Origin of the sequence: Klebsiella sp. 10982 (genome assembly GCF_048589245.1) — a bacterium.
Lineage (GTDB): Bacteria > Pseudomonadota > Gammaproteobacteria > Enterobacterales > Enterobacteriaceae > Klebsiella > Klebsiella quasivariicola.
Genome location: NZ_JBMAXV010000015.1, coordinates 65,950 through 87,132, shown reverse-complemented (window position 1 = coordinate 87,132; position 21,183 = coordinate 65,950). Strand labels below are relative to the sequence as shown.

21 protein-coding genes are annotated in these 21,183 nt (G+C 58.0%); 9 read left to right on the top strand and 12 right to left on the bottom strand.

Going from position 1 to position 21,183, the window contains the following annotated elements:
- Positions 1-7: 7 nt before the first annotated feature.
- From ACKLKD_RS13815 to blr, 4 genes are all read right to left on the bottom strand, one after another.
- Complete coding sequence (locus tag ACKLKD_RS13815) at positions 8-448, bottom strand: DUF2569 domain-containing protein (RefSeq protein ID WP_025710819.1); 441 nt, start codon at positions 446-448, stop codon at positions 8-10.
- 75 nt (positions 449-523) lie between these two features.
- Positions 524-739 (bottom strand): transcription modulator YdgT, encoded by a 216-nt coding sequence (gene ydgT / locus ACKLKD_RS13810; protein WP_004202843.1) that lies wholly within the window; start codon positions 737-739, stop codon positions 524-526.
- 216 nt (positions 740-955) lie between these two features.
- Positions 956-2,326: a GH1 family beta-glucosidase gene (locus tag ACKLKD_RS13805; RefSeq protein ID WP_025710818.1), complete on the bottom strand. Its 1,371-nt coding sequence runs from the start codon at positions 2,324-2,326 to the stop codon at positions 956-958.
- A gap of 115 nt (positions 2,327-2,441) precedes the next feature.
- Positions 2,442-2,579, bottom strand: a complete 138-nt coding sequence (blr, locus tag ACKLKD_RS13800; RefSeq protein ID WP_025710817.1) for a division septum protein Blr — start codon at positions 2,577-2,579, stop codon at positions 2,442-2,444.
- A 188-nt stretch (positions 2,580-2,767) separates the two neighbouring features.
- Here blr and ACKLKD_RS13795 point away from each other — a divergent pair, with 188 nt between their 5' ends.
- Positions 2,768-3,808: an oxidoreductase gene (locus ACKLKD_RS13795; RefSeq protein ID WP_080896768.1), complete on the top strand. Its 1,041-nt coding sequence runs from the start codon at positions 2,768-2,770 to the stop codon at positions 3,806-3,808.
- 35 nt (positions 3,809-3,843) lie between these two features.
- Here ACKLKD_RS13795 and add read toward each other — a convergent pair whose 3' ends face one another.
- Positions 3,844-4,845, bottom strand: coding sequence for an adenosine deaminase (add, locus tag ACKLKD_RS13790; RefSeq protein ID WP_087804949.1), 1,002 nt, complete (start codon positions 4,843-4,845; stop codon positions 3,844-3,846).
- Positions 4,846-5,065: 220 nt separating this feature from the next.
- Here add and ACKLKD_RS13785 point away from each other — a divergent pair, with 220 nt between their 5' ends.
- On the top strand, positions 5,066-5,251 hold the full coding sequence (locus tag ACKLKD_RS13785) for a hypothetical protein (RefSeq protein WP_080896769.1): 186 nt from the start codon (positions 5,066-5,068) through the stop codon (positions 5,249-5,251).
- Positions 5,252-5,260: 9 nt separating this feature from the next.
- On the opposite strand, the gene ACKLKD_RS13780 is transcribed toward ACKLKD_RS13785, so the two are convergent.
- Complete coding sequence (locus ACKLKD_RS13780; RefSeq protein WP_080896770.1) at positions 5,261-5,623, bottom strand: RND transporter; 363 nt, start codon at positions 5,621-5,623, stop codon at positions 5,261-5,263.
- 254 nt (positions 5,624-5,877) lie between these two features.
- Here ACKLKD_RS13780 and cybB point away from each other — a divergent pair, with 254 nt between their 5' ends.
- The 3 genes from cybB to ACKLKD_RS13765 all read left to right on the top strand — a co-directional run bounded on the left by cybB (position 5,878) and on the right by ACKLKD_RS13765 (position 7,929).
- The gene (cybB, locus tag ACKLKD_RS13775) at positions 5,878-6,405 is read left to right on the top strand and encodes a cytochrome b561 (protein ID WP_025710812.1); all 528 of its coding nucleotides are present in this window, start codon (positions 5,878-5,880) and stop codon (positions 6,403-6,405) included.
- A gap of 105 nt (positions 6,406-6,510) precedes the next feature.
- A complete protein-coding gene (locus ACKLKD_RS13770; RefSeq protein WP_004101746.1) occupies positions 6,511-6,786 on the top strand; it encodes a metal/formaldehyde-sensitive transcriptional repressor in 276 nt (91 codons plus the stop codon).
- A gap of 24 nt (positions 6,787-6,810) precedes the next feature.
- Entirely contained in the window at positions 6,811-7,929 is a 1,119-nt protein-coding gene (locus tag ACKLKD_RS13765) for an S-(hydroxymethyl)glutathione dehydrogenase/class III alcohol dehydrogenase (RefSeq protein ID WP_025710811.1), read from the top strand.
- A gap of 55 nt (positions 7,930-7,984) precedes the next feature.
- Here ACKLKD_RS13765 and ACKLKD_RS13760 read toward each other — a convergent pair whose 3' ends face one another.
- From ACKLKD_RS13760 to pcaH, 4 genes are all read right to left on the bottom strand, one after another.
- On the bottom strand, positions 7,985-10,357 hold the full coding sequence (locus ACKLKD_RS13760; RefSeq protein WP_080896771.1) for a glucose/quinate/shikimate family membrane-bound PQQ-dependent dehydrogenase: 2,373 nt from the start codon (positions 10,355-10,357) through the stop codon (positions 7,985-7,987).
- Between the two features lie 298 nt (positions 10,358-10,655).
- Positions 10,656-11,579 (bottom strand): LysR substrate-binding domain-containing protein, encoded by a 924-nt coding sequence (locus tag ACKLKD_RS13755; protein ID WP_080896772.1) that lies wholly within the window; start codon positions 11,577-11,579, stop codon positions 10,656-10,658.
- 175 nt (positions 11,580-11,754) lie between these two features.
- Positions 11,755-12,375 (bottom strand): protocatechuate 3,4-dioxygenase subunit alpha, encoded by a 621-nt coding sequence (gene pcaG, locus ACKLKD_RS13750; RefSeq protein ID WP_025710808.1) that lies wholly within the window; start codon positions 12,373-12,375, stop codon positions 11,755-11,757.
- Positions 12,372-13,112, bottom strand: coding sequence for a protocatechuate 3,4-dioxygenase subunit beta (gene pcaH, locus ACKLKD_RS13745; RefSeq protein WP_025710807.1), 741 nt, complete (start codon positions 13,110-13,112; stop codon positions 12,372-12,374). The genes pcaG and pcaH overlap by 4 nt, the downstream gene beginning before the upstream one ends.
- A 239-nt stretch (positions 13,113-13,351) precedes the next feature.
- Between pcaH and ACKLKD_RS13740 the strand changes: the two genes are divergently transcribed.
- Together ACKLKD_RS13740 and ACKLKD_RS13735 are read left to right on the top strand one after the other, a co-directional pair.
- Positions 13,352-14,695, top strand: coding sequence for a VOC family protein (locus ACKLKD_RS13740; RefSeq protein ID WP_080896773.1), 1,344 nt, complete (start codon positions 13,352-13,354; stop codon positions 14,693-14,695).
- Positions 14,696-14,736: 41 nt separating this feature from the next.
- On the top strand, positions 14,737-16,242 hold the full coding sequence (locus ACKLKD_RS13735) for a carboxylesterase/lipase family protein (protein WP_080896774.1): 1,506 nt from the start codon (positions 14,737-14,739) through the stop codon (positions 16,240-16,242).
- A gap of 54 nt (positions 16,243-16,296) precedes the next feature.
- On the opposite strand, the gene ACKLKD_RS13730 is transcribed toward ACKLKD_RS13735, so the two are convergent.
- Positions 16,297-17,385, bottom strand: a complete 1,089-nt coding sequence (locus ACKLKD_RS13730) for an NAD(P)-dependent alcohol dehydrogenase (RefSeq protein WP_080896775.1) — start codon at positions 17,383-17,385, stop codon at positions 16,297-16,299.
- Positions 17,386-17,826: 441 nt separating this feature from the next.
- Between ACKLKD_RS13730 and ACKLKD_RS13725 the strand changes: the two genes are divergently transcribed.
- Both ACKLKD_RS13725 and rimL read left to right on the top strand, forming a co-directional pair.
- Positions 17,827-19,482: a glucan biosynthesis protein D gene (locus ACKLKD_RS13725; protein WP_080896776.1), complete on the top strand. Its 1,656-nt coding sequence runs from the start codon at positions 17,827-17,829 to the stop codon at positions 19,480-19,482.
- Positions 19,483-19,534: 52 nt separating this feature from the next.
- Positions 19,535-20,113 (top strand): 50S ribosomal protein L7/L12-serine acetyltransferase, encoded by a 579-nt coding sequence (gene rimL, locus ACKLKD_RS13720; protein ID WP_025710802.1) that lies wholly within the window; start codon positions 19,535-19,537, stop codon positions 20,111-20,113.
- On the opposite strand, the gene ydcK is transcribed toward rimL, so the two are convergent.
- A complete protein-coding gene (ydcK, locus tag ACKLKD_RS13715) occupies positions 20,099-21,079 on the bottom strand; it encodes a YdcK family protein (RefSeq protein WP_080896777.1) in 981 nt (326 codons plus the stop codon). The two genes, rimL and ydcK, sit on opposite strands and share 15 nt — an antisense overlap.
- Positions 21,080-21,183 lie beyond the last annotated feature (104 nt).

The window sequence follows — 21,183 nt, the reverse complement described above, 5'->3', positions numbered from 1 at the left end:
GGGGTTATTACGGATTAACAAAGGTCCGTTTTACCCGCTGCGAGCGGCGGAAATAGGGTGCCAGCAGCGCGGCAGCCAGCAGCGGAAACAGCAGCTGACGCAGAGCAAGTACATCTGAAACGGGAGAAAAGGCAAAAGCCTTGATCGCCAGCAGCAGAGTAATCAGCAGCCAGATAATATAGTGTTTCGGCACTACCGCACGTCGCTTGAAAAATGCAATGGTCAGCCAGAGCGTGTAATACCACATGGCCAGGGCAAAGAGCAGCGAGGCGATCCACAGCGCCAGGTGTCCGGCGCTCATCGCATGCAGCAGCGCATAGGTCTGCGGCGACATGAGGGCATCGGCAAAAAACAGCAGCGATAACGAGGCGCTTAACAGCGCCACCAGCAACCAGGCCAGCGGTGCCAGCAGCCATCCGCCGATGCGTTCCGCAGATTGAGACGTCATGATTCTCCCCTATTCAACGCCAGTGAGTAAAAGCAGGCCGGGAAGTATAAGCAACTGGCGTGAAGGATGACAGCCTTACTGCACGAATCGCCAAACGGATTTAGGCACCTGGCCCACATCGAACAATTTACCGCCAGAAACCAGCTCCGCCCGTCGATGGTCGGCCGCACGATACATATTCACGATCTCTTCGGTGTCGGTCAGGGAGTAGTTAAGGTGATCAAAAAGTTTTTCAAGACTTTCCAGCGAACTGATTTTGCGGAATTTTAATAAATAGTCCAGAACGGTCATTTTCGTATCCATTTTATAATCGGAATAATTACATTGAATATTATCAGCATTCACTAAACCTACTCTCAACCAATGGCGCCTTCTGCTGGGGCCGCATGGAATGATTCAGGTTATATAAACCCATGACAAGGGGCAAAGCCAGCCTTGAAGAGTAGGGAGATGTTTAAGAATATTCTAAAACCAGACCGGGCGCCGAATGGCGCCCGCAGGAGAAGATTAACGCTGTTCGCCGTGACTGGCAATAACAGATTTGTACCAATAAAAACTCTTCTTTCGTTTCCGCGCCAGATTTTGCTGGTGATCGACATAGACAAAGCCGTATTGCTTTTGATAACCGTTGAGCCAGCTCAGCAGATCGATAAACGACCACGGATAATAACCCCGCACGTCTGCCCCCAGCGCCAGCGCTTGTTCCAGGGCGCCGATATGGCTGCTCAGGTAATCAATTCGCGGGTCGTCGACCACTTCACCGGCAATGATCGGGTCTTTCGCCCCCAGACCATTCTCGGTGATATAGATAGGGATATCACCATAGCGCGCCTTGATCATCATAATGCCGTCGGTCAGCCCCTGCGGCCAGATTTCCCAGCCCCATTCGGTATAGGTGCTCTGTGGATTACGCACAAAATAAAACAAACCCTCTACGCCAGGCTCGCCGCCGGTAGCGATTTCGGGCGGCTGCGCGGATACCGTTTCCCGACGATAGTAGTTCAGACCAATAAAGTCGCAGCGATTGTCGCGGAGCAGCGCATCGTCTCCCGGGGCAAAGCGCGGTACGCCCCACAGGGCCTGAGTCTGCGCCAGCAGCTCGGCAGGATAGGTGCCTTTTAGTACCGGATCGTACAGCCAGTGGGTATGGATGGCGTCAGCCAGTTCAGTGGCCTTTATGTCCGCCTCGCTGTCGGTGAGTGGGGTATGCGGCTGTAGCACATTGACGAAGCCAATCTCGCCCGCCACGGCCATTTCGCGAAAGGCCTTCACCGCCAGCGCATGGGCGATAAACACATGATGGCAGGCCTGAATAGCGCGTGCCGGATCGCGGACTGCCGGTGGATGCAGGCCGTTTATATAGCCGTGGCCGATAAACACAATCGTCTCGTTAAAGGTCGCCCAAAGCTTTACTCGGGAACCAAAGCGCGCGTAGCACAGGCGGGCGTATTCCGCGAAGGCTTCGGCGGTACTGCGCGCTTCCCAGCCGCCCTCATCCTGCAGCGCCTGCGGCAGGTCCCAGTGATAGAGAGTGATCATTGGTTCAATATTATGCGCCAGCAGTTCATCAATCAGATCGCTGTAAAACTGCACTCCTGCTTCATTAACTTCGCCACGGCCTGCGGGCAACAGCCGGGGCCATGAAATGGAAAAACGGTAGCTTTGCAGGCCCATTTCGGCCATTAACGCCACATCTTCACGAAAGCGGTGATAGTGATCGACGGCGACATCGCCGGTGGTTCCCTCAAAGGTAGTTCCCGGCAGGTGGGAGTAGATATCCCAGATTGACGGTCCCTTACCGTCAGCATTGTGCCCACCCTCAACCTGATACGCTGCGGTTGCGGCACCCCATAAAAAATGTTGCGGAAAAGCGGCCATGAGAAAGCTCCCTGTCTAATGATAGAGGGAGTTTAATAAAAGGCGGGATGTACGTGCAACCGGTTTCTGAAACCGGTTGCACAGTTGCGAGGCGGGTCACTGTTTCCCGACGGTGCTACTTAGTCTGCACCACATCCGCAGGCGGTGGCGTCTGGTAGTTATCAATATGGTGCGCGATAACCAAAAGCAGAGCGGAAATACCAAAAACAACCCAGCCAATAAGTTCTACAATACGGGTAAAAACAGTTGTCATCATGCTTCATTATCCTTTGAACACAGCATGAAATGTTACTCCATGGTCAGCAGATCACAAGGGGTATCTGTCTGATTTTGCAAGTGTGCGGAAAAAGCGCAGGTTAAAAAATGATAAATCCTGCTCACTATTTGTAAGATTATTTTCATTAACCTGCTCCTGACATCAGATGAAAGCGAGGCGGTAACATGAGTGACGCGATTCGGGTAGGGCTAATAGCCTACGGCTACGCCAGCAAAACGTTTCACGCGCCGTTAATCAGTGGCACGCCGGGCATGGCGCTGGCGGCGATCGCCAGCCGCGACGCCGATAACGTTCATGCGGACTGGCCAGGCGTGAAGGTGATAAGCCAGGCGAGTGAGTTACTTACCGATCCTGACATCGACCTGGTGGTCATCGCCACCCCGAATGACACCCATTTCCCTCTGGCCAAAGCGGCGCTGGAGGCAGGGAAGCATACGGTAGTCGATAAACCCTTTACCGTGACACTGTCACAAGCTCGTGAGCTGGAGGCCCTGGCTAAGCACGGCGGCCGCGTGCTGTCGGTGTTTCATAATCGCCGCTGGGACAGCGATTTTTTAACCGTCAGGGCGCTGATTAACGAAGGTCAGCTGGGGGAAGTGTGTTATTTCGAATCACATTTCGACCGCTTCCGCCCCCAGGTGCGCCAGCGCTGGCGGGAGCAGGCGGGCCCCGGGAGCGGAATTTGGTATGACCTGGGGCCGCATCTGCTCGACCAGGCGGTAGTGCTGTTTGGCCTGCCGGTGAGCATTACCGTGGATCTCGCTCAGCTGCGGCCCGGCGCGCAATCCACTGACTATTTCCACGCCGTGCTGGTTTATCCCCAGCGGCGGGTGGTGTTGCACGGTACGCTACTCGCCGCCGCGGAGACTGCGCGCTTTATCGTTCATGGTTCGCGGGCCAGCTATATAAAGTATGGTCTCGACCCGCAAGAGGAACGGCTTAAAAATGGCGAACGTTTGCCACAAGAGGACTGGGGATATGATATGCGCGACGGTACGCTGACCCGCGCCGAAGGTGACGAACGCCGCCAGGAGACCTGGCTGACGCTACCGGGAAATTATCCCGCTTACTATGCTGCAATCCGCGACGCGCTTAACGGGGCGGGGGAAAACCCGGTCCCGGCCAGCGAGGCGATTCAGATCATGACCCTGATTGAGCTGGGTCTCGAGTCGGCCAGGCATCGCGCCACGCTCAGCCTGGTGTGAGGCGTTGCCCGACAGCACAGCCGCCGGGCCTGTCTTCAGCCTTTAGCAACCCGCTGAATGAGCGCGGCTTTTTCCTGTTCGCTCAGAAACGCCTGGGCCAGTCCGTTGATCTGTGCCTGACGGATCTGTTCCCGGCTCAGGCCTGCCGCTGGCGCCGCCACGGTATACTCGTGAATGATATCGACCCCCTGGACCGCCGGATCGTCGGTGTTGAGGCTGGCCAGCACGCCGTGCTCAAGGAACTGCTTCAGCGGATGCTGGGCCAGGGAGGCCACGGTGCTGGTTTGCACATTCGAGGTCAGGCACGATTCGATCCCGATGCGGTGCTCGGCCAGGTAGTCCATCAGGGCCGGATCCTGTACCGCTTTCACTCCATGGCCGATGCGCTCAGCGCCCAGCTCACGGATAGCCTGCCAGATACTTTCCGGACCAGCCGCTTCGCCAGCATGGACGGTGATATGCCAGCCAGCGTCGCGTGCCTGGTTAAAGTGATTAAGGAACAGCGCGCCCGGGAAACCGAGCTCATCGCCGGCCAGATCGAGTGCGGTGATGCCCTCGCGGTGAGCGAGCAGCGCCGCCAGCTCTTCCTGACAGGCGGCTTCGCCGAAGGTACGACTCATAATGCCGATCAGGCGGGCCACGACCTGAAAATCGCGGCTCCCTTCACGTACGCCAGCGATAACTGCCTCAACCACGCCGTCGACGGGAAGCTGGTGGGTCATCGCCATATAGCGAGGAGAGAAGCGCAACTCGACATAGTGCAGGCCATTGCGCGCGGCATCTTCCACGTTTTCGTACGCCACGCGGCGACAAGCTTCCAGCGAGGCCAGGACTTTCACCCCCCAGTCGAGCTTAGCGAGAAAACTGACCAGATCCGGTTCGAGGCTGGTGACCTGGACGTGGGGACGCAGCGATTCAAGGGTGGTAGCGGGAAGGGCAATATTAAACTCGCGGCCAAGATCGAGGATGGTTTGAGCCCGGATGTTACCGTCAAGGTGGCGGTGAATGTCGGTTAATGGCAATGAAGAATCAATCATGGTCGCACTCTTTTTTTAGTTAAAGTGCACGTCATTATACAACAGATGCCTGTTGCTTTAAAACGATTGAAAAAGGCAACAGATACAGAAGCCTGCGCCAGGGCCGTCCGGCGCCGCAGAATGCGCTGCATAATTATTTACATTTATATTTTATTTGAATGTATTCATGTAACATATTAAATTCTGCTTACTTTATCGACGATGAGGCAAGGATGCGGATGTGGAGAGCGTAATCCATAACAATATTGCGGGTTTTCTGCTGATGTTATTAAGCATGTGGCCCATTCTGATTGTGGTGTTTATTGGCGTCGCGATTTCATTTTATACCGTGCTGTTACGCAAAACGGCGCTGGCCTGCCTGCTGTTCGCTGTGGCCATCGGCGCCGCAGGCTGGAGCTTTGCTTAGCCTCCCTTCTCAGGGGGTATCCAGCAGGCTCATGCTGGAGGTGGCGGCGCCATCATTCAGATTGGACGGCGAATGCCAGTCGCGACCCGCCAGCGCGCTGTCGCTCTGGCCGCTGCTGACGCCTTGCTGCGCCGAAAGCGATGAACCTTCCAGTGCTTCATCTGCCCCTGACCGATCGGGCAGGGAGCTGGTATACCCGCCATTATTCGAGTACGTATCCATGCCATTCACTTCATTAGGCACCGTGTCGGTGGTCGTGCCGTCATCGTTAATGCAAAACGAGCCGCCAATGCCGTTTGGCTGACAGTCTGCGGCAAAAGCCGGGCTGGCCAGCGTGGTCAGTAGCAATAACGATAAGCCGATTTTCTTCATTTTCATCTCCCTGCGCAGTGTGGCCCGACAGATGTTTTCTACTATAGAAGGCGCAACGTAGCGGCAGGTGACAAAACTGTTTAATTTTGTAAGGACCGAGGGATAATCTTTGGCCCGCAATCTCTACCTGTTTAAGGCACGCCGCGCAGGCCAGTGCATGTGGTAATCAATTGTTAATTCAACGTAAAGGTTAATGAAAATTTAAGGCAAGGCGGCTATGTTGGCTGCATCACATTTTCCATTAAGGATATTCCATGCGCGATAAATATTCGGGCCTGCAGATCGGCATCCACTGGCTGGTCTTTTTGCTGGTGGTGGTGGCCTATGCCGCGATGGAGCTGCGAGGTTTTTTCCCCCGTAGCGACCGGCCGCTGATTAATATGATTCATGTTTCCTGCGGGATCGCCATCTGCGTGCTGATGGTGGTGCGTTTGCTGGTGCGGCTGAAGTCGCCAGCGCCGCCGATCGTGCCGAAACCGTCGCCGATGATGACCGGCTTTGCGCATCTCGGTCATCTGGTTATCTATCTGCTGTTTATTGCCTTGCCGCTGATCGGGATGGTGATGATGTACTGGCGCGGAAATCCCTGGTACGCCTTTGGCCTGACCATGCCCTATGCGCCACAGAGCGATTTTGAGCGGGTAGATAGCCTGAAGGCGATCCATGAATGGTTAGCCAACGCCGGGTACTTTGTGATCGGCCTGCATGCCCTTGCCGCGCTGCTCCATCATTACTGGTGGAAAGATAATACCCTGCTGCGGATGATGCCCCGTAAGCGCTAAACGATGGTTACCGTTTTGCCTGACCCCGTCCCGCGACGGGGTTTTTTTTGCCTTTATGAGTAATAAAATATAGTATACCCCCCTATATGATACGGAGGCGTAATCGTGCCACATTCACCTGAAGATAAAAAACGGGCGCTCAGTCGCGTACGACGCATTCGCGGCCAGGTTGAAGCCCTCGAGCGCGCGCTGGAGTCTGGCGAACCCTGCATGACAATCCTGCAGCAGATTGCTTCGATTCGCGGGGCGGCAAATGGCCTGATGGGCGAAATGGTGGAGATCCACCTGCAGGACGAGCTGGTTAGCGGCGAGACCACCCCGGACCAGCGGGCCGCGAGAATGGCAGAGGTCGGTCATCTGCTACGATCCTATTTAAAATAACATCACGACGAGGAAGAGACAGTTATGAAATCACGCGCAGCAGTTGCCTTTGGTCCCGGCCAGCCGTTAAAAATCGTTGAGATTGACGTCGCGCCGCCGAAGAAAGGCGAAGTTCTGGTGAAAATCACCCACACCGGCGTCTGCCATACCGATGCCTTTACCCTCTCCGGCGACGATCCGGAAGGGGTCTTCCCGGCGGTGCTGGGCCATGAAGGCGGCGGCGTGGTCGTGGAAGTAGGCGAGGGCGTCACCAGCCTTAAGCCGGGGGACCACGTGATCCCGCTGTATACTGCGGAATGCGGTGAGTGCAAGTTCTGTAAGTCGGGTAAAACCAACCTCTGTCAGGCGGTGCGAGCCACCCAGGGCAAAGGGCTGATGCCGGACGGCACCACCCGTTTCTCGTACAACGGCGAACCGATCTATCACTACATGGGCACCAGCACCTTCAGTGAATACACGGTCTGCGCTGAGATCTCGCTGGCGAAAGTGAATCCGCAGGCGCCGCTGGATAAAGTGTGCCTGCTGGGCTGCGGCGTGACCACCGGTATCGGCGCGGTGCACAACACGGCGAAGGTCAAGGCCGGGGATAGCGTCGCGGTCTTTGGTCTGGGCGGCATTGGTCTGGCGGTGATCCAGGGCGCGGTGCAGGCGCAGGCCGGGCGTATTCTGGCGGTCGATACCAACCCGGATAAGTTCACCCTGGCAAAAGAGATGGGCGCAACCGACTTTATTAACCCGAACGACTACGATAAGCCGATTCAGGATGTGATTGTCGAGCTGACCGACGGGGGCGTGGATTTTAGCTTCGAGTGCATCGGCAATGTTAACGTCATGCGCGCCGCGCTGGAGTGCTGCCATAAAGGCTGGGGTGAGAGCGTCATCATCGGCGTCGCAGGGGCTGGGCAGGAGATCAAGACCCGTCCGTTCCAGCTGGTAACCGGCCGCGTGTGGCGCGGTTCCGCCTTCGGCGGCGTGAAAGGACGCAGTCAGCTCCCGGGAATGGTGGAAGACGCGATGGCGGGTAAAATTCGCCTCGACCCGTTTATTACTCATCGCCTGCCGCTGGAGCAGATTAACGAAGCCTTCGATCTGATGCATGAAGGCAAATCGATTCGTACCGTCATCCATTTTGGCGACCAGTAATCGCGTATCGTCACTCATAAAAAAGGGCCCGGATGGGCCCTTTTGCTTAGGTCGATCAGTGCTGGTCAGGGAGCGCGTAGGCGATGATGTAATCGCCGCGATCCGGTGACTGACGGGCGCCGCCGGCATTGATAATAATGTACTGCTTACCGGTTTTCGGTGAGACATAGGTCATCGGGCCGGACTGGCTGCCGACCGGCAGACGCGATTTCCAGATCTCTTTGCCGTTCGCGGTATCAAAGGCGCGCAGGTAGAAATCCTGCGTACCGGCAAAGAACAGCAGTCCGGACTGTGTCGCCAGTGAGGCGCCAAGGGTCGGCATGCCGATCGGAATGGGCATATGCATGCGGATCCCCAGCGGCCCGGTATCTTCTACGGTGCCCACTGGCACCTGCCACACCAGTTTCCCGGTTTTCAGATCCACCGCGGACATGGTGCCGAACGGCGGTTTCTGACACGGAATGCCCAGCGGCGACAGGAAACGTTCGCGCATCGCGCCAAACGGCGTGCCTTCCATCGGCACAATGCCCATCTCAATCCCGCTGGCGTCTTTCGCCACCTTCGCGCGTGGCACCATGTAGTTGGCGAGGCCCAGGCGCATATCGTTGACGAACATCAGGCTGTTGTTCGGATCCACCGAAACGCTGCCCCAGTTCATGCCGCCGAGCGAGCCCGGGAACTGCAGAGAGCGGTCTTCACCTGGTGGGGTAAAGACGCCCTGATGACGCATCTCTTTGAACTGGATACGGCACAGCAGCAGGTCGATCGGTGTCGCTCCCCACATATCGGACTCGGTCAGCGTCTGGTTGCCGATCATCGGCATCCCTACAGAGTAAGGCTGCGTCGGTGAGTAGCGTTCACCCTTGACGTTGCCCGCCGGTACCGGACGCTCTTCCACTTTCGCCACTGGCTCGCCGGTCTCGCGGTTGAGCATAAAGATCATGCCCTGCTTGCTGGTCTGCACCAGCACCGGCGTGGTGCCGCCCTTGCCGTCAGGCAGGTCGTACAGCAGCGGCTGGGAAGGCAGGTCAAAATCCCACAGGTCGTGGTGAGTGGTCTGGAAGTGCCAGCGCACCTGGCCGGTGGTGGCATCTACGGCAACGATAGACGAGCTATATTTATCGTCCAGTGCGGTACGTTCGCCACCGAAGAAATCGGGTGTGGCGTTGCCGGTTGGCAGATAGATCAGGTTCAGCTTCGCGTCGTAGGACATCGCCGACCAGACGTTTGGCGTGCCGCGCGTATAGGTCTGGCCTTCCGGCGGTACGCCGGTCAGCGCTGGATTGCCCGGATCCCACGCCCAGGCCAGTTTGCCAGTGTGGACGTCAAACGCGCGGACCACCCCAGGCGGTTCGCCGGTCGAGTAGTTATCCGCGACGCGGCCACCCACCACCACCACATTGCCTGCCACCAGCGGGGTAGAGGTCTGCTGATAGTAGCCTGCTTTGACTTCTCCCATCCCGACGCTGAGGTCGACAATACCGCGATCGCCGAAGCTCTCACACAGTTTCCCGGTGTCGGCATCAATGGCGATCAGGCGGGCGTCGATGGTCGGCAGGAACAGACGACGGGAACAGGCGGCAGGCTGCGTGCCTGACGCTGGCGTAGATTGCGCCTGGCTATCTTCGTAATAGCCTAAGCCGCGGCAGCGCTGCCAGTTTGGCGAAGAGGATTTGGAGTCATAGCGCCATTTCTCTTTCCCGCTGTCCACATCCAGCGCCAGCACTTTGCTGTAAGGGGTACAGACGTACAGCGTATCGCCAATCTGCAGCGGCGTATTTTGATCCTCCGCGCCGGAGCCATTGCTCTGCGGGATATCGCCAGTATGCGCCACCCAGGCCACCTGCAGCTGGTTGACGTTTTGTTTGTTGATCTGATCCAGCGCGGCGAAACGGTCGCCGTGGGTGGTGTTACCCCAGTGCGCCCAGTTTTTCTGCTGTTCGCCCGGCGCGACAGGCTTCACCGGTACCGCTTCGCTGGCGCTGACCAGCGGTTCGGGTTTGAACATCCAGCCAAAGCTCACCGCCAGCGCCACGGCAAAAATGGCGGCGATGGTAAAAGCCGGGCCTTTTTTCGCCGGCGGGCTGGCGAGGAAAGGCCAGACCAGGGCGGCGAGAAAAGCCAGCACGCCCAGGGCGAAGAGGCGCGAGAAGAGCGGCCAGAAGTTCCAGCCAGCGTCGCTAATCGCCCACATCACCGAGGCGATAAACGCCACGGCGTACAATACAATGCCGCCGCGGCGGTGACGGAAAATCAGCACTGCGGCGATGACCATCACCAAGCCCATCAGTGCGAAGTACAGCGTGCCGCCGACGGTAGCCAGTTTTACCCCAAGAATACCGATAGCCAGACCGATGATGAGCATCAGTCCGGCGAGAAGCCACTGCAGGATCCGGGGGAATCCGCGCGGCGCGTTGCCAGTTGCCATGTAATCTCCTTAACCACACCCACCACCTCAGAGCGAACCAAATGAAACACATTCTAATTATTTCATTTATGAATGAAGTGGTTTGAACCTTCGTAAATACGTCTTTATTGCCAAATCTGATTTCGAGTGAACCATTTGGTGAAATCACGATATGATAGATCTGTTAAAGAAATTTGCGCAATTGTTAATAAATAATTTCGCACTAAATGATTATTTTGCTGAATGTGTTCAAGGCGCGCGGACGGGGGAGAGGCAGAAAGGTGAGTCCCCGACCAGCGCAGGCCGGGGAGAAAGAGGATCAGGCAGGCATGGATTTGCGGATGGCGCTAAGCAGCGTTTGTGTCCCCGGGGTCAGTGTCGCATCGACGCGGGTCAGAATGCCGATGGGCTCCCCGGCGCCCTGGGTGGCGATCGGCAGGGCGGTCAGCACGCCACGACGAAGATCGTCTTTCACCGCCCCGGAAGGCACGAACCACACATAGTCGAAATCGACCGTCAGCTGCCGCGACAGGGAGGCCGAGAGGGTCTCAATGCAGCCGGCGGGCATTTTACAGCCCTGACTCTGCAGGAGTGCCTCAGCATTTTGCCGCGGTACAGTGCCCTTCGGTGAGACCACCACTGGCCAGTCCATGACCCGGCTAAGGGTCACCGTCTCCTGAAGCAGGGGGTGTCCCGGACGAACCACCAGCTTCAGGGATTCAAGGAACAGCAGCTCGTAATGCAGCCCGCTCATCAATTCAGGATCGGACATGCGTCCAATGCCGATATCAATCTCCCCGGATTTTAACCCGGCAAGCAGCATAGTGTTGTTCATGGTGGCGACCTGCAGCGTGATATCTTTTTGCTGCTTATGGAACTGGCCGATCACCGTAGGCAGGATCCCCAGCGCGGCGGTGGGCAGCGCGCCGATGCGCACGACGTCGTTATTCATACCCTCTTTGCGGTTCAGCGCCTGGCCGGCGGAGTTAAGGGCATCAAGCACCTTAACGGCATGCGTCAGAAACTGTTCACCGACCAGGGTCAGCTGTGCTCCCAGACGGCCTCGCTCAAACAGCCGGGTACCGGTCAACTGTTCTAGCTCGTTAAGCGTTTTCGAGAGTGCTGGCTGGCTCAGATTTAATGTTTCAGCCGCGCGCCCCAGCGTTCCCTGTTGAGCGACGGCCACGAAGGTGTGTAGATGGCGCAAGCGAATGCGCTGACTGAAGAGACCATTTTTTTCCATAGTAAGATGATGTTAAAAACACAGCGGTGAAAGAGACAAGCGGCCTTGTTTAAATTTGATAACCAGATAGCAAAATATTATTAACATTTGACCTGGTTATATTACAAGATCTTTCCCGGTGATTTAAAAACGCCTTCGCCCCACAGAGACGGGGCGAAGGGGGGTCAGCGCGACGCTAAATATCGAAAAAGACGGTTTCGTTTTCGCCCTGCAGATAAATGTCGAAGCGATAGACCACTTCTGCACCGCGAACTTCACGCTCGGCGATCAACGTTTTGCGTCTCACCTCCCACTCGATGAGATTGAGCACCGGGTCGCTGGCATTGGCCTCGTGTTCATCGGCAAAATACATCCGCGTGTTCAGGCCGATGTTGATCCCCCGCGCGACGACCCACAGGTTGACGTGCGGCGCCATCAGGCGGCCGTCGCGGCCAACCACCGGGCCAGGCTTAATGGTTTCAAAACGCCAGACGCCGGAGGTGAAATCAGAACAGGTACGTCCCCAGCCGCGGAAGGCCGGGTCGACGGCTTTCTGCTGCTGACGGTCGTCAGGATGGTTATAGCGACCCGCGGCGTTGGCCTGCCAGATCTCCAGCAGCACGTCGCGGACCGGCGTTCCGGAACCGTCGATAACCCGGCCTTCAATGGTAATTCGCTCCCCGGCTGTATCGGCGGTGGTGAGGACCGGACCAAAGTTTTTCTCAAAAATATGAAAACCCGCGGCGTCCGGCGCCAGACCGATATGAACATAAGGTCCCGCCGTCTGCGAGGCGGTTTCAGGCAGATACTCTTTCATCGGGCGGCCCCCTGAGTGCGATTTTCAAACAGCGTGGCGCGATGGCCGCGCAGAACAAGGTCGAAGCGGTAGGCCAGACAATCCAGCGGCACGGCAGCGTGCATATCCAGCTCGGCGATCAGCGTGCGCACGGCGTCGTCATTATTAATGGTTCGGACGATCGGGCACTGTTTAATCAGCGGATCGCCTTCGAAGTACATCTGGGTGATCAGGCGCTGCGCCCAGGCGTCGCCTGAGAGCGAGAAATGAATATGCGCCGGACGCCAGTCGCTGGCCTGGTTGCGCCAGGGATAAGGGCCGGGCTTGATGGTGCGAAAACAGTAATAGCCGTTGTCATCGGTGAGCACCCGGCCACAGCCGCCGAAGTTTGGGTCAATCGGGGCCAGATACTGATCTTTTTTATGTCGGTAACGGCCGCCGGCATTGGCCTGCCAGACTTCCACCAGGGTATTTTTCATCGGCCGGCCAAAGCCGTCGCGGACATAGCCGTGGACGATGATTCGCTCGCCAATCGGCAGGCCTTCTTTGGCGTAGTTGAGGATAAGATCGTTATCCAGAGGGCCCAGATCGTCGTGGCTGAAAACCGGCCCGGTGATCTCTGACAATGAATTCTGCAGGGAGATCAGGGCGTTTTTCGGGGAGCGCAGGACGCTGGTTTTATAGCCCGGCGCGTAAGCGGGCGGGTGACTACTGTAGTCGCGATGGATAACCTCGCGTGGTGACCATTTGTCGTTCATCGGGTACTCCGTATAGACGGTAGAGGGGCATGTTGTTGTAATGTCGCCAGAATCAGTGTGTGTAAATGCATTGTTAATTTAAAGTGAAATTACAGGGTGTTTTTCATAACTGTGGGTTATGCCCCGCGCCGCGTCACTGGAGTGAAGCAGGTTATCGCCATCACAGTTTGTAAATTCTTCCCCCCGCCGGGAGGCAGCTTTCCTACACTCCAGGAAGTATTCACTGGAGGTAACACATCATGGCGAACACCATCACGGCTGATGAGATTCGGGAGCACTTTTCGCAGGCCATGTCGGCCATGTACCAGCAGGAAGTTCCGCAGTACGGGGCGCTGCTGGAGCTGGTGGCTGACGTCAACCTGGCGGTACTGGAAAATAATCCACAGCTGCATGAACAACTGGCCAATGCCGACGAGCTGGCGCGCCTGAACGTGGAGCGCCACGGCGCGATCCGCGTGGGCACGGCGGAGGAACTGGCGACGCTGCGTCGCATGTTTGCCATCATGGGGATGTATCCCGTGAGTTATTACGATCTTTCGCAGGCGGGGGTGCCGGTGCACTCCACGGCGTTTCGTCCTATCGACGATGCCGCGCTGTCGCGCAATCCGTTTCGGGTTTTCACCTCGCTGCTGCGCCTGGAGCTGATTGAAAATCGTGCTCTGCGCGAGCGGGCCACGGCGATCCTCGCCCGGCGCAACATCTTCACTCCCCGCTGTCTGGCGCTGATTGCGCAGTATGAAGCTGAGGGCGAATTCACCTCTGCCGACGCGCGCGAGTTTGTGCAGGAGGCGCTGGAGACCTTTCGCTGGCACCGGCATGCCACCGTCGATGAGGAAACGTACCACGCTCTGCATCGCGAGCACCGCCTGATAGCCGATGTGGTCTGCTTTCCGGGATGCCATATCAACCACCTGACGCCGCGGACGCTGGATATTGACCGCGCCCAGGCCCTGATGCCAGAGTGCGGCATTGAGCCCAAAGCGCTGATTGAAGGGCCACCGCGCCGGGAGGTTCCGATCCTCCTGCGGCAGACCAGCTTTAAGGCGCTTGAGGAGCCGGTAATGTTCGCCGGCGAACATAAAGGTACCCACAGCGCTCGCTTTGGCGAAATTGAGCAGCGCGGCGTGGCGCTGACGCCAAAAGGACGCGCGCTGTATGACCGACTGCTGCAGGCGGCAGGGACCGGCAAAGACAATCTCAGCCACCAGCTGCATCTGCAGGAGGTGTTTCGTGAATTTCCCGACAGTGAATTTCTGCTGCGTCAGCAGGGGCTGGCCTGGTTTCGTTACCGCCTGACCCCCGCCGGTGAGGCGCATCGCCAGGCATTTCGCCCGGGGGACGATCCGCAGCCGCTGATTGAGCGCGGGTGGGTGGTCGCCCAGCCGATTATTTATGAAGACTTTTTACCGGTCAGCGCGGCGGGTATTTTTCAGTCTAATCTGGGCAATGAAATTCAGGCGCGCAGCCACGGGAATGCCAGTCGCGAGGTCTTTGAGGCGGCGCTGGGCTGCCCGGTGCAGGATGAGTTTGAACTGTACCGGCAGGCGGAGGAGCGCAGCAAACGACGTTGCGGTCTGCTGTAAAATCAGTACCCTGCTGGCATCAGCCTTACAGGGAGCAGGTTATGCAACATCCGTCGAAACCGTTGGCGAAAACCCGGCAGGGAAGTCTGGCCGGGTGCGAAGAGCAGGGGATTTATATCTGGCGCGGTATTCCGTACGCTGCGCCGCCCGTCGGCCCGCTGCGCTGGCGTGCGCCACAGCCCCCTGCGCGCTGGCAGGGCGTCCGCCAGGCCGACGCCTTTTCCGCCGCCAGCTGGCAGGACATTGACTACTGCCGTGAACTCGGCGGCGGCGATCCCGGCCGTTTCAGTGAAGACTGCTTATATCTCAACGTCTGGGCCCCCGCCAGCGCCGCGCAGCCGCTGCCGGTGATGGTCTGGCTGCACGGCGGCGGGTTTACCATCGGCGCCGGCAGCCTGCCGCCTTACGATGGCAAAGCGCTTGCCAGCCGTGACGTGGTGGTGGTGACGGTCAACTATCGTCTGGGACATCTCGGCTTTTTTGCTCATCCGGCGCTGGAGGAAGAGGCAGGCGAACGCCTGTACAATTTCGCGCTACTCGACCAGATTGCCGCCCTACAGTGGGTCCAGGAGAATATCCACGCCTTCGGCGGGGATGCCGCTAATGTCACGCTGTTTGGCGAATCCGCCGGGGCGCGCAGCGTACTGTCGCTGATGGCTTCGCCCAAAGCCAAAGGATTGTTCCATAAGGCGATTATCCAGAGCGGGTATACGTTACCCGACCTGCCGCGGGAGAGGGCGCTGGAGAAAGGCCGCCTGCTGGCGGAACATTTCGCCTTGCCTAATGCCAGCGCAGACCAGCTGCGCGCGATCCCGGCGGAGGCGTTCTGGTCGCTCACCGCGCCGCTCAATACGGGCCCGGCCCCCATTGCCGGGGACATAGTCCTCCCGCAGCCGATGCTGGAGACTTTTTTCGCCGGGCGCCAGCACCCGATGCCGGTGATGATCGGCTCCAACAGCGATGAAGCCAGCGTGATGGCGGTGTTTGGCGTCGATATCGCCGGGCAGATCCAGAAGCTGCGCCGCGAGCGCCGTCTGGGATTGGGGCTTATCAAACTCCTCTATCCCGGCGTGAAGGGTGATGAAGCGCTGGGACGGGAAGTCTGCCGGGATATGGCGTTTACTACTCTCGGCTATGTGGTGATGCAGGCCCAGCAGCGCGTCGGCCAGCCGTGCTGGCGTTACTGGTTTGATTATGTCGCGCAAGCGGAGCATGACACCTATCCACACGGCGCCTGGCATGGCAACGAAGTGCCCTATGTGTTTGATAACCTGCAGCTGACAGAACCCGTCCGGCAGTACGCCAGCGCAGCGGATCTGGCCTTTGCCGCCCAGGTCGCTGACTACTGGGTCCAGTTTGCCCGCGTCGCCAGCGGCGAACAGGCGCTTGCCGGCGCGGTGCGCTGGCCGGCCTGCCTGCGCGGACGGGACCGTCTGTTGCGCATTGGGTTGCATAAACGTGCCGGGTTTAAAGTGGAGAATCGCTTTATGCGCGCGCGGCTGGCGCTGTTTCGTCGGGTGATGAAGCACCATGTGACGCTGGACTAAATGTCGCCATGGCGAAGGGAGTGACCGCCGCCACCGGATGGTGACGGCGTCATGTCACATGACCACTACCGGCTTGATCACCTTGCCGGAAGCTGAATCGGCAAACGCCTGGTTGATCTCGGCCAGCGGATAGCGCTGGATGAGCTTATCAACCGGGAATTTGCCCTGCTTATAAAGCTGAACCAGCAGTGGAATGAACAGGGCCGGAACGGCATCGCCTTCAATCACCCCGACCAGCGATTTGCCTTCCGCCATCAGGTCGTTCTGCACGTTAAAGGTGATATCGCCGGTAAAGCCCACTATCGCCACCGTGCCTAACGGTTTTACCGCGTGCACGGCCTGCAGCACGATAGCCGACACGCCGGTGGTTTCCACCGCGTAGTGCGCCCCTTTACCGGTGATCGCTTTGATGCGGGCAACGGCATCTTGTGCTGTGCCGTTGATCTGATGCGTGGCGCCCAGTTCAGCGGCCAGGGCGAGGCGATTGTCATGGATATCCACCGCGATAATCTGCGAGCAGCCGGTTAATTTCGCCGCCATGATCGCGCTGAGCCCCACCGCGCCGCAGCCAAACACCACCAGTGATTCCCCCACGACCGGTTTCAGGCGGTTAAGCACCGTCCCGCTGCCGGTCTGGATGCCGCAGCCCAGCGGGCCGAGTAGCGTAAGATCAACCTCCGGGTCGACCACGATGGCATTGGTTGCGCGGGTGACCACATACTGGCTGAACGATGACTGGCCAAAAAACAGGGACAGATCCTGGTCTCCCAGGCGATAAGGGGTGGTGCCATCCTCACGGCGACCGCCAAAGTTAAGTGGATTAAACTCTTCGCAGGCGGAAGGATGGTTGCTTAAACAGTTTTCGCAATGGTGACAGGCGGCGTAGCTGAGCACCACATGATCGCCTGCCTTAATTCCGGTGACCGCTTCTCCGACGCTGGCTACCACCCCGGCTCCTTCATGACCGAGGATCGCCGGCATGGGCACCACCCCGGGGTTGTCGCGCATCACCGCGTCGGTGTGACACACGCCGGTGGCGGCGATTTTGACCAATATCTCATCCTTGCCCGGCCGGGCGACCTCGATGTCTTTAATGACGAAAGGCTGCTGATAGCCCAGCGTGACGGCTGCTTTTACTTGCATAGCATGACTCCTGAATGAATTCCCTGGAGAGCGTGAAGGGATAGCCCGGACGGCGCTCCCGTGTTGGCCGCTAACATAAAGATATTGCGCGGTTATCCATCAAAACTTAGCACCAGGCGTGGCGGAAATTTACGCGAATCGTGCCTAAAAATAGCGCATGGTGGGGAGGTATAAATGTAATAAATATTCAGCGACAGAGAATAGCTATCCGGTCAATAATTCAGCGCGGCAAGCCGCAGGGGGCGAGTCTGCAGCTCGTGCAGACTCGCTGGCAAAAGTAAAAATACAGGCAGTTCCGCTGGACAGGGCTTTTTTACCCTTTTTTCTGCGGCCAACAATTGGATTATTAATCGTTTTTGTCTAGAGTGGGCGGAATTTATCACGCAACGTGATGTGGCGTTGCGTATCAATTCACCCGTGTAGAAGGACGCTTTCTCAGGCATGAACCGCAGACGTTTTCTTAAATCTTCCATGGCTGTTGCCGCCGTATGCGGAACGTCAGGAGTCGCTTCCTTATTCAGCCAGGCCGCTTTTGCCGGGGACGCGGGCATTGCCGACGGGCAAACGCGTCGTTTCGATTACACCGTGCTGCAGGCCATGGCCCACGACCTGGCGCGTCAACCGTGGGGCGGCGCCCCGCGCGATCTGCCACCGACGCTGGCCAACCTCACTCCGCAGGCCTACAACAGCATCCAGTACGACGCCAACCACTCGCTGTGGAACAACATTGAAGAACGCAAACTGGACATCCAGTTTTTCCACGTCGGGATGGGGTTCCGTCGCCGCGTGCGGATGTTCTCTTTAGACGCTAATACCCAACAGGCGCGCGAAATCCACTTCCGCCCGGAGCTGTTTAAGTACAACGACGCTGGCGTTGACACCCGCCAGCTGGAGGGCCAGTCAGACCTCGGCTTCGCCGGGTTCCGGGTGTTTAAAGCGCCCGAACTGGCACGCCGTGATATCGTGGCGTTCCTCGGCGCCAGCTACTTCCGCGCCGTAGACAGCACCTATCAATATGGCCTGTCGGCCCGTGGTCTGGCAGTAGATACCTTTACCGATACCCCGGAAGAGTTCCCCGACTTCACCTCCTTCTGGTTCGAAACGGTCAAAGGGGATGCCACGGTGTTTACCGTTTACGCGCTGCTGGACAGCCCGAGCATCACCGGTGCCTATAAATTCACTATCCACTGCCAGGATACGCAGGTCATTATGGACGTAGAGAACCACCTCTACGCCCGCAAGGACATCAAACAGCTGGGTATCGCCCCGATGACCAGTATGTTCAGCTGCGGCAACAACGAGCGCCGGATGTGCGATACCATTCACCCGCAGATCCACGACTCCGATCGGCTGTCGATGTGGCTGGGCAACGGCGAGTGGGTTTGTCGACCGCTGAATAACCCGCAGAAGCTACAGTTCAATGCTTTCCAGGACAAGAACCCGCGCGGCTTCGGTCTGCTGCAGCTGGACCGCGATTTTTCCCACTATCAGGACGTGATGGGCTGGTATAACAAGCGTCCCAGCCTGTGGGTTGAGCCGCGTAATCAGTGGGGCAAAGGGGCGGTCAGTCTGATGGAGATCCCGACCACCGGCGAGACACTGGATAACATCGTCTGCTTCTGGCAACCAGAAAAGACGGTGAAAGCCGGCGACGAGCTGGACTTCCGCTATCGCCTATACTGGAGCGCGCAACCGCCGGTGAGCACGCCGCTGGCGCGCGTTCTCGCCACCCGCACCGGGATGGGGGGCTTCCCTGAGGGATGGGCGCCGGGTGAACATTACCCGGATAAGTGGGCGCGTCGCTTCGCCATCGACTTTGTCGGCGGCGATCTCAAGGCCGCCGCGCCGCGCGGTATTGAACCGGTGATCACCCTTTCCAGTGGGGAAGCGAAGCAGATAGAGATCCTCTACGTCGAGCCGTTCGATGGCTATCGTATCCTCTTTGACTGGTATCCGACCTCGAATTCGACCGACCCGGTGGAGATGCGTCTGTTCCTGCGCTGTCAGGGGGCCGCTATCAGCGAAACCTGGCTTTATCAGTATTTCCCGCCGGCAGCGGATAAACGTAACTACGTTGACGACCGGATCATGAAATAACCCATGACAGCTGACCCCCGCAGGCAACCCCTGCGGGCCAGAAGAGAGCGCCATGACCACATCTATCCCAACAGCACCTGAGTCGATCCCGGTGACCGAGGCGCTGAAGCTTATCGCCATTGATGAGCAGTATATTAGCGAGTTACACCAGCTGGTGGTGAAAAACCAGCGCTGGCTAACGCAGTCGCTTAGCTGGCCCGCCGAGGTGCGCAGTGAAGAGGAAACCCGCCGCCACGTGCAGGGTAACGTGATGCTGCATCAGCGGGACTACGCCAAAATGTTTTTGCTGTTTCTCGACCATCGTCTCGTTGGCGTCCTGGCGTTCAACCAGATCGAACCGCAGAATAAAACGGCCTATATCGGTTACTGGATCGATGAAGAGCACCAGGGGCAGGGGCTGCTTTCCCGCGCCCTGCAGGCCTTTATCCACCATTACGCCCGCAGCGGGCTGGTGCGCCGGTTTGTGATCAAATGCCGGGTGGCCAATACCCGCAGCAACCAGGTGGCATTGCGCAATGGGTTTGTCCTTGAAGGCTGTCTGAGGCAGGCTGAATATCTGAACGGCAGCTATGACGATCAGAATATCTACGCGCGCATTATTGACCGCGATGAGGCGTTACAGCGCGCCTAACAGCGGTGTTCGGGTGATCTGCTCCTGCGCGACCAGCGTCTTCGGGCCGCGCAGATGAATGGCTTCGCCTTCACGTGCGACGATCTGCACATCGTCGCTTATCGTCACCTGATGCTCAACGATCACATCGCCGACGATGATTGTCCGGCCCTGGATCAGCACCTCATCATCCAGCAGAATTGGCCCGCCGCGCAGTTGCGCCTCGCCGCCGACCATTGCCCGATGCTTCAGCAGGCAGTTGCCCTCAATCACCGCATTCTCCGCCACCTGTGAACTGTAGCGCACCGTGGGAATGGCATCTTCTCCGCGACCGGCGATCAGACGGGCATGGCCGTATATCCGGGCGTTATCGCAGACCCAGACGTCGTTTTCTTCATTCCCCTCAAGTCTTGCCTGGTCGAACACCTCTGCCCGATGTTCGACAAAGGCGTGCTCAACGAAGGCGTCTCCATAGATTTGAGCCTGATGAAGAATACGTGAGGCACTGACGGTGGCTCGCTGATAAATCTGCAGTATTTTGTCGCGATCGGCGGTGAGTCCGCGGGCGGCAATCACCTGGCAGTGGGGCAGGAGCCGCGCCTCGTCGGCGAGGCGACAATAACCGCGCACCTGACTATGATAAACCGTGACGTTGTCACTTATATCTGCCTCGTGGCTGATGTGCGAGGCCTCGATACAGGCCTGTCCCCGGATGGTGGCCCCATGACTGACCACGCAGGGGCCGGTGAGCCGGGCATCGTCGCGGATACTTGCCCCGGCGAAAACCACGCTGTTGGCATCGTAGATCCAGCACAGACCCTGTTGGCTGAGAGCGCTTTCCGTATCCACCCAGCCGCCTTCACTGCCTGCTTTCACGTCAGCGAAATCAATTAGCGCCACGATCTGGCGCAGGGTGACGCTTTGTTTGCCATGCTCTTCCTGATAACAATACTGCCGGGTCTGTCCGCTGAGACGGTATTTACGCATGGCCGATCCTCATTACTTTTGGTTAACATAAACATAGCAAAGATCGCCGTAGCGTGCGGGATAAGGTTCCTTTAAAATGCAACTTCAAATTAAATTGATATCAT